This is a genomic window from Kocuria sp. WN036, assembly GCF_002287015.1.
Lineage (GTDB): Bacteria > Actinomycetota > Actinomycetes > Actinomycetales > Micrococcaceae > Kocuria > Kocuria rosea.
On sequence record NZ_NSKF01000052.1, the window covers coordinates 1 to 8,055 of the forward strand.

The 8,055-nt window shown below is 67.6% G+C and carries 9 protein-coding genes and 2 pseudogenes; 6 read left to right on the top strand and 5 right to left on the bottom strand.

What is annotated here, in order from left to right; genetic code table 11:
* Positions 1-160, bottom strand: a pseudogene (locus CK505_RS17765) (IS256 family transposase); the annotation flags it as partial.
* Between the two features lie 340 nt (positions 161-500).
* On the opposite strand from CK505_RS17765, the gene CK505_RS17770 reads away from it, so the two are divergent.
* Positions 501-1,274, top strand: coding sequence for a GAF and ANTAR domain-containing protein (locus tag CK505_RS17770; protein ID WP_095651889.1), 774 nt, complete (start codon positions 501-503; stop codon positions 1,272-1,274).
* A gap of 25 nt (positions 1,275-1,299) precedes the next feature.
* On the opposite strand, the gene CK505_RS17775 is transcribed toward CK505_RS17770, so the two are convergent.
* A complete protein-coding gene (locus CK505_RS17775; protein ID WP_141246868.1) occupies positions 1,300-1,629 on the bottom strand; it encodes a hypothetical protein in 330 nt (109 codons plus the stop codon).
* A 14-nt stretch (positions 1,630-1,643) separates the two neighbouring features.
* Positions 1,644-2,375, bottom strand: coding sequence for a GAF and ANTAR domain-containing protein (locus CK505_RS17780; RefSeq protein ID WP_095651890.1), 732 nt, complete (start codon positions 2,373-2,375; stop codon positions 1,644-1,646).
* Positions 2,376-2,672: 297 nt separating this feature from the next.
* Here CK505_RS17780 and CK505_RS18620 point away from each other — a divergent pair, with 297 nt between their 5' ends.
* From CK505_RS18620 to CK505_RS18630, 3 genes are all read left to right on the top strand, one after another.
* Entirely contained in the window at positions 2,673-3,038 is a 366-nt protein-coding gene (locus tag CK505_RS18620) for a hypothetical protein (protein WP_176475401.1), read from the top strand.
* Positions 3,035-3,673 (top strand): NAD(P)-dependent oxidoreductase, encoded by a 639-nt coding sequence (locus CK505_RS18625; protein WP_035929034.1) that lies wholly within the window; start codon positions 3,035-3,037, stop codon positions 3,671-3,673. The genes CK505_RS18620 and CK505_RS18625 overlap by 4 nt, the downstream gene beginning before the upstream one ends.
* Before the next feature lie 210 nt (positions 3,674-3,883).
* Entirely contained in the window at positions 3,884-4,042 is a 159-nt protein-coding gene (locus tag CK505_RS18630; protein ID WP_176475402.1) for a hypothetical protein, read from the top strand.
* Between the two features lie 129 nt (positions 4,043-4,171).
* On the opposite strand, the gene CK505_RS17790 is transcribed toward CK505_RS18630, so the two are convergent.
* The gene (locus tag CK505_RS17790; RefSeq protein WP_095651892.1) at positions 4,172-4,597 is read right to left on the bottom strand and encodes a hypothetical protein; all 426 of its coding nucleotides are present in this window, start codon (positions 4,595-4,597) and stop codon (positions 4,172-4,174) included.
* A 310-nt stretch (positions 4,598-4,907) separates the two neighbouring features.
* Positions 4,908-5,894 (bottom strand): LysR family transcriptional regulator, encoded by a 987-nt coding sequence (locus CK505_RS17795; RefSeq protein WP_095651893.1) that lies wholly within the window; start codon positions 5,892-5,894, stop codon positions 4,908-4,910.
* Positions 5,895-6,459: 565 nt separating this feature from the next.
* On the opposite strand from CK505_RS17795, the gene CK505_RS17800 reads away from it, so the two are divergent.
* Entirely contained in the window at positions 6,460-7,368 is a 909-nt protein-coding gene (locus tag CK505_RS17800; protein WP_176475403.1) for a calcium-binding protein, read from the top strand.
* Positions 7,369-7,794: 426 nt separating this feature from the next.
* Positions 7,795-8,055, top strand: a pseudogene (locus CK505_RS17805) (IS256 family transposase); the annotation flags it as partial.

The following is an 8,055-nucleotide window of genomic DNA, read 5'->3' on the forward strand; positions in this document are numbered from 1 at the left end:
TCAGTTCGGCTTCCAGGGCGGTTTCCAGCACGTTCTTCGTCAGCTGGTTCAGCAGCCCGCCCGGGCCGACCAGGCTCACTCCTTGCTCCTTCGCCTGGGCAAGCAGCCGCTCGGCGAGGTCCTTCTGATCGATGATCTCTCCCGTCACGGGATCGATCATCGTGCCTGTCATCTCGGTCGTGGACTCTGACACGGCCGTCTCCTTTCGGATCAGGCCGGACCCTCACACACCGTTTTTCTTACAGTCCCGCGGTCGCAACAGTTCCGACACCGGGGCACAGGGATCGCTGCGGGCCCCCGACGTCGTAGCACCCTGCCCGCAACGGGAGGTGGGGCTGTGCGCGGGTTTCGACGGCCGGGCATGTGCCGTTGAGCGCGCGGACGACGGCAGCCACGCTGTGGCGGTGTCCGGGATGGATAGACTTGGGGAGTGCTTCAGGAGTGAGGCGTAGAGAATCCAGGGTGCGTGGTCGCCACCGGATGTTTTTTTGGGGGTAGTCATGGCTTCTTCGGACCGGACGTCGCAGGCCGACCCCGTCGGACTGACCGAGATCGCCGATGCGCTGGTGGGCCTGGGGGAACAGCTGCGCAATGCGTCGGCCGACACCCTCGTGGAAGCGGTGATCGAGTACGCAGTGCAGACCCTGCCGGGGGTGCGATGGGCGAGCATCACCACGCTGCGCCAGGGAAAGTTCCGCACCCTGGCCACCACCGGAGAGACGGCGTGCGCGGCGGACGCGCTGCAGTACGAGCTGGGGGGCGGCCCGTGCGTGGACACCGTGCTGGAGGACAGCGTGCACTGCTCGCCGGATCTGGCCCACGACCCCCGGTGGCCGGTGTACGGGGCCCGGGCCGCCGCGGAGTTCGGGGTGCGCAGCGCCCTGGCCTACCGTTTGACCCTGGTGTCGGATCCGGAGCTGATCGCGGGACTGAACCTCTACTCCGACGTCACCGACGCCTTCGATGCGCACACCCAGTGGGCGGGCACGCTGCTGGCCACCCACGCCGGGTGGGCGGTGTCCATGGAGTTGAGCCGGCAGCGGGCCGAGAACCTGGAGGCCGCGCTGCGGTCCAATCGGGAGATCGGCACCGCGATCGGGGTGCTGATGGCCCAGCACAAGCTCACGCGGGACCAGGCCCACGAGCTGCTGCGGGTGGCCAGTCAGGACAGCAACCGGAAGCTGGCCGAGCTCGCCACCGAGGTCGTCGAGACCGGGGAACTCTCGCTGCCGCGCCGGCCCGCCCGTTCTGCACCGCGGTCCCGGGACCGCTGAGGTCACCTGCTCGTGCAGGGGCGCGTCAGGACTCCTCTGCGCTGTCCTGGTCCCGAGTGCTGTGCTCGTCCTGCCCGGTGCCGTCCTGGTCGTCGTGGTCGAGCAGGTCAGAGGTCTGCGGGATCCGCTGGGGCCGCTGCTCGTCCAGGAGCTCGTTGGTGGCATGTGCCAGCAGATCGCGCTGCAGGACCGGCAGGGTCAGGGAGTGGTGGAGAAAGGCATCGACCTCCATCTCCCCGGCGTCACCGCCGATGCTGAAGTAGTGCATCCACAGCTGCCCCACCTCGATCCCGGCGGCCTCGAGGGCCTGGCGCACCAGGTGGGCCTGCTGGCGGCCTGCAGCACTGTCGTCCATCGCCACCGCACTCCTCAGCTGGTCGTGTCCACGGCTCGTTCCACGACCCGGCGCGCGATCTGCGCCAACGGCCGGCCCTGAGCCTGGGAAGCGCCGATCAGCATCCGCCGGGCGGTCTCTTGATCGGTGGCGTGGCGCTCCATCAGCATCCCGGTGGCGGTCTCCACCGCGGTGCGGTTGGTGATGGCCTGTTGCAGCGAGGCGCTGAGCCGGTGCGGGGTGTCACTGCCCTGGGCCGCTCCGAGCAGGGTGCCGGCGGCGGAGGCCAGCAGCACCAGCTGCTGCTCCGCCCGGGCGCTGAACGCGTTCCCGGCGGTGGCGTAGATCTTCATCGCCCCCAGGCAGTTGTCCCGGTAGAGCACCGGGGCGCTGAGCACCGAAGCGATCCCAGCCCCGGCCGCCGTGCGGGACCACTCCGGCCACCGAGTATCCGCGGCGGTGTCCTCAAGGCGCTGGACGGACTCGGTGGCCCAGGCGCTCAAGCACGGGCCGAGCCCGAGCTCGTACTGGGCTGTGTCGGCGGTCTGCACCAGGGTGTCGGTGGCCGCGGTGGAGGTCCGGCGTCCGGTCTCGTCGATCAGCGAGACCCCGGCCCCGGCCGCGGAGTCGATCAGATCCCGGGCCGCCAGGGCGAGCTGGGCGGCAGCGGCCTGAGCTGATTCCTGGCTCAGCAGCATCCCCTGGATCCGGGCGAAGACCGCGCTCAGATCGGTGGCGTCTGCTGCAGCAGCGGTAGTGGGTTCCATTGGGGGCTCCCCGGTCGGTCGGGCAATTCCGGGCCCACGCAGGACGCGCGAGCCTGGGCGTCACCCCGTGCAGGGGACCAACAGTGCTCGGCCGTCCCTCGTCCTCAACGATACGCCAGCAAGGATCCGCCGGAGCAACACCCGGACCGGCACGGCGTCCCCGATCACTGGTGCCGGGGAGATGTCCGGGCAGATCCATTCCCCGGCTGTCGCGTCGGGAATGGTCTAGGCTGTGACGTGGTCGAACAGCCGGCCCCACCCTCCCTCTTCCCGGGGGACCGCCGTGAAAGATCTGCTGTGTCCGACCCCAAACTCTCTGTGCTGGTGCGCGTGGACCTCGACGGCCGGCACCTGCGCCTGATCGTCACCGGGTGCCTGAGCGCCGCCAACCAACAGGCCCTGCACCCGGTCATCGAGCGGGCTCGCACCCTCACCCCCGCCGCGGAGGTCCTCGTCGAACTCACCGCGGGCGGTCCCCCAGGACCGGCGGCCGTGGCGCTGTTGCGCGCCGGCATCGACCAGCAGTGCCGCGATCGTCCCGGGGGGCGGGTGAAGCTCGTGCTGCCGGAACCAGGGGCAATCACCGACCGGCGGCCGCGGGCCGAGGGCGGTCTGCTCAGCGGGACCGGTCGGGCGGCACGTGCCGGGTGGGACGCTCGGTGAAGGTCGTGGTGTTCGGGGCGGACACGGACGTCGGCCGTGAGACCGTCACGGACCTCGTCTTCCGGGGACACCGGGTCAGCGCCGTGCTCACTGATCCGGCCCAGGCACCGGCGGAGTGGGCCGACCGGGTGCACCTGCGCGTCGGGGACCCGTTGGACGCGGCCGTGATCGACGCGGCTGTGGCGGACAACGAGGTGGTGATCGACGTGCTGTGCGCCGCACGCAGCCGGCGGCGGCCGAACCTCACCGTGGACGCGACCCGCGCCATCGTGGACAGCATGGCCGGCCACGGGCGCACCCGGTACATCGGTCTGCAGCCGGCGACCCTGGTCGACCACACCCGCTACCCGGACACCTGGCGGCGGACCGCCCGGCTGCTATGGCAGGGGTGGTGCCCCCAGCTGTGCCGGGAGGCGGCCGCCGACTTCCATGCCATCGCCTCCTCCGCACTGAGCTGGACGCTCGTGCGCCACGCGCCGCTGACGGACGGACCGGTACGCGGGGTCCGCCACGTCGGGATGACCCACCGGGACGTGGTGGGGCCCTCGATCACCCGCGCCGACACCGCCCGGTTCCTGGCCGCCCAGGCGCTGGAGACCACCTACATCTGCGCCGCCCCGGCCATCAGCAATTGACCCCCCAGGACCCCACGGGATTCGTGGTGGTGCTGAACCGCAGGCGGCGGCCGGGTCGTTCCGAGCGCCTGCCTCGTGTGGCGAGCACCACGACCGGACGCCTCCTCTCCTTCCCGCCAGGGGAGGGTGGTGAGCCGGCCGCAGCACCACGGACCTGACAGGGGGCAGCGCGTGGCTCGGAACGCTCCGGGCCCTGCGTCCGGGACGGCGGTGGAACCACCGTCCCCTGCTTCAAGCCGGCACCACTACGACCTCGGGCGCGACGGCGGGGAGGTGGAGATGCAGGCCTACCTGCACGAGGCCCTGCACCTGTCCCGCCTCCAGCGCAATGTCCTCGACCGCGCCGCCCACGAACTCATCACCTACTGACCCGCCGCACAGGCTTGCTCATCACGGGGTGGTGGTAGCACCGCTCCCACAGGGCGCACCCAAACCTGTCGACCGGTGCAGGGCCGGTGCAGGAAAGCGGCGGTGATGACGGGGTGGCCAACGGCAGGGTCACCTGGGAATCTGCATGGTCTCCTCGTCGAGGTCCTCGAGCACCCACTCCGAGAGCTGTCCGGCCGGGACGACGACCGTACCGGCTCGAGGCTGCTGGTCCTGCTGGGTCGGTGCGGGAACGTCATCGGCCTCGGCGATGTAGACGGCCAGCGCTGCCGCGTAGCCGCTCGCCAGGGCCGCCCTGCACGCAGGGTGGTTGGCGTAACCGTGGTGACCCGGATCGGGGCTGCGCAGCTCCAGCCATTGCGCCCGAGGCAGTGCAACAGAAGCGGGAGGGGGTATCCGGCATTGATGCAGGATCCAGGTGACGTCGGCCCAGCGGCCGGCGGGAGTCTCCACCATGGGGTAGTAGGTGGCGATCCAGTGGGCGGGGGAATGGGGGCGCAGTTCGACTGCCAGAGCCCCGGAGACAGAGGATGTCATGCCTTTTTCCTGTTCACAGGTCAAGGATCGAGACGGCCGGGGCTGGACCGCGACGCCGGGTCGGGAGGGAACCCCGTCGGCGATATTCCAGAGTAACCACTGAGCTGATCACTCAGGAAGCAAACTGAACAAGATGACAGCGACTCGTTTCTCAAGCCATGGGTTATGAGGCATATCGGTTGCAAGACATCCAGTGGATTTGCTCGATCGGGGTGTTGCTGTGTCTTCGCACGGGGCTGACAACGATCGCCCCCGTCGTGAGGGCATCCGGGCGGGCTTGACTCCCTTCGGGGTCGGTTGGTGCCGTTTCCTAGGTCATCAGGTGTGTCGCGGGCAGTCTGGTTGCACCCGCGCAGGAGGTTGGTAGCGGGGTATCGAGGTGCGGAAAGCCTCCGGGTGAGGTGATGGCTTGGAGTAGTCTCAGCACTTCTTGTATCAAGGGCCCCTTGTCCGCGCGGCGGTACACCGCATAGATCTGGGTGACCGGCACCTCGTGCAGCGTGATCGTCTGCAACCCGGCGCCTGCCTCCAGGCCCAGGGGTAGAGGCATGACCGCCACCCCCTGGCCACGGAGGATCTCCTGGCGGAGCGCGGAGACGCTTTGGGCGTCGCAGGGTACCAGGCGGGCTTGTGCCAGAGGGCGAACGTCTGCCAACCAACCAGCCGACATCAACGACAGAGGCACGGCCCCATGGTGCAGCAGAGGCAGCCCTGCGAAGTCCTCGACGTTGACGGCTCCGGCCTCCGCGAGAGGGTGCCGGTCGGGCACGACGCCGACCCGCATGACGGTGCCGAGGGGCCGGGACTCCAGGGCTGGATGTGCAATCTCCGTTGGGCTCCAGAGGATGTCGACCATGTCGTTGAGCAGACAATCGAGAGTGCTCCCGTAAGGGACTCCGATGCAGTGGATCTCGACCCCGGGAATGCGCCTCCGCAGCGCTTGGATCGGACCGGTCAACGACCGTGTCATGGGTTGAGCGCTGATGATGCCGGGGACGCCGATGCGCACTACTGCCCGGATCGGGGTGTGGGCGGCTGCTCGGGCGGCTGCCTGGGCGGCTCGGGCCTGGTCCATCACTGCAGTGGCGTGACCGGCGAATTGCCATCCTGCGGCGGTGAGTGCGGTGGTGCCGGTGGGACCGCGGTCGATGAGGCGGGCGCCGATCTGATGCTCCAGACGCTGGAGACGTTTGGACAGCGCGGGCGAGGTCAGATGCAATCGTGTCGCGGCTCGCCCGAAATGCTCTTCCTCGCACAGGATTAGAAAACTGGCCACACACTCCAGGTCCAGTTCCACGCCTGCCCCGTTTCTCCGCAGTGTTATTCACCGCATGCACTTGTCTGGCTCGGTCCGCGGACATCGCGACCGTCGCGCCACCCCATCGTCACTGGTCAAGGGGTGGTTCCAACCCGGACTTGCCAGCTCCGTGGCGCCTCGAGCCGCCGTATCGTGGGCTTATAGGAGCCCCCGTGCGGGCAGGAGCGAAATTCCGTTTCGCGCATTCCTCCAAAGGCGTCATCTGAATTCATGGCTGTGAATTCGTTGGCCCCTTTACGAGCAAAGTTAGTCTCGATCTCTGACGAGGTCCATGAAAATTCAGCGAGTGTCCTTGCAAGACACCCGAATGCAATGCATGTGCAAACAATGGAGTGACATCATGCGCGGCACAAAAAACTTACCCGTTCTTTCACCCGCTCACGGTGCAGAGAACATGGCCGGACATAGGGGAGCAGCCGGAACCAGAAGGCGGTGCGCAACGGGGGTGCTCTCCGTAGGGCTGCTGGCCGGCGTCTGTCTTTTCGTCGGGACCGCACCGGCTCAGGCGGCGACCGGGGTCTCGACCACGGGAGGGATCCTGCGGGTGCAGGCCGCCTCAGGGAAGGCCAACAACATCACGGTCTCCGTGGTCAACGTCCCGCTCCAAGGTCAGCGCTACAAGGTCCGGGACACCGGAGACAGCCTCACCGCAGGCGCCGGATGTGACCAGATCACCTCGAGCACCGTGTACTGCTCCCCGAACAACGTCACCCTGGCCCGTGTGAACGCCGGGGACGGCAACGACACCGTCACCCTTACCGCGAACGTGCCAGTTCCAGCTGAGGTGAACGGCGGCTCCGACAACGACACGGTCACGGGTGGGTCCGCCACTGATGATCTCCGCGGCGACGACGGCAGAGACGTCCTCAACGGTGGGGGCGGCAACGATGACCTATTCGGCGGGGGTGGTAACGACCGCCTGATCGGCAATGCTGGTAACGACCGTCTGTGGGGCGGCGTTGACCATGATCTCCTCTACGGCGAAGCCGGCAACGACACCATGAACGGCGAAGCTGGCAACGACCGCCTGTGGGGCAACGAGGGCATCGACACCCTCAATGGCGGGGCAGGTAACGACGACGCCCTCGACGGGGGGCCGGACAACGATGCCGTCTACGGGGCAGCGGGTAACGACGTTCTCAACGGCCGAGGCGGCAACGACACCTTGGACGGCGGCGACGGCAATGACGCCTTGGGAGGGTGGTCTGGCAAAGACAATCTCTACGGTCGAGCAGGTGACGACAGCCTGAACGGCGACGAGGGTGACGACTACCTGAATGGCGGTGACGGTGACGACACCTTGAGGGGCGGGTTCAACTTCGATCGCCTCGAAGGAAAGGCGGGCAAGGATTCACTGCACGCAGCTGACGGGGTGCCATTCGAAACAGTGGACGGCGGAACGGGCAAGGACATCTGCCAAGCCGATCTCCTTGATGTGGTGATTAGCTGCTGACCCTAGCTCTCGCCCAGAATCGCTTCCCGGAGTGAATACGGAGGCCTCATCAAGTGCGATGGCACCCTGCCATAAGTCCGACTCGCGGGGTGCTGTCGCCCTTCACCTCGAGGCCCAACATCCACCAAAAGTATCCGGGTTGTAACCAAGTGAAATGCCACCGATGGTCAAACATCCGAGGCTGCGGTCGTTGCCGGCCAATTCAGGCGTTACTTTGCGGCCGCTCCACCGTCACTGACACCAGGACCTAGCCTTCTCTAAGATTGCATCCTTCTCCCGCTGGGCAACTAGGAAAAGACTCCAACGAGAGGGCTCGCATCCCAGGGGATGCGAGCCCTCTCGTCGCAACTTTTCCGTCTGAAATCGGGACTATCGCAGTAACGGTGTAAGAGGCCCAATCACCCCGTTCGGGGTTGGAGGGTCGACATGAGCGAGAACATCGAGACACTGGTGGACGTGAGCCCACCGACACCCGGTGACGAGCCGGAAGAGAACGCGCAGCTGAGCGCGGTCGAACAAGACACCGTCCGGGAACTGGTCCGTGCCGCCCGCGCCAGCGGGGCGGCGTTGACCGGTCCCGGCGGGCTGCTGAAGCAGCTGACCAAGATGGTCGTCGAGGCCGCCCTGGACGAGGAGATGAACGAACACCTCGGCTACCAGCCCGGCGAACCCGAGGGGCGGAACCGG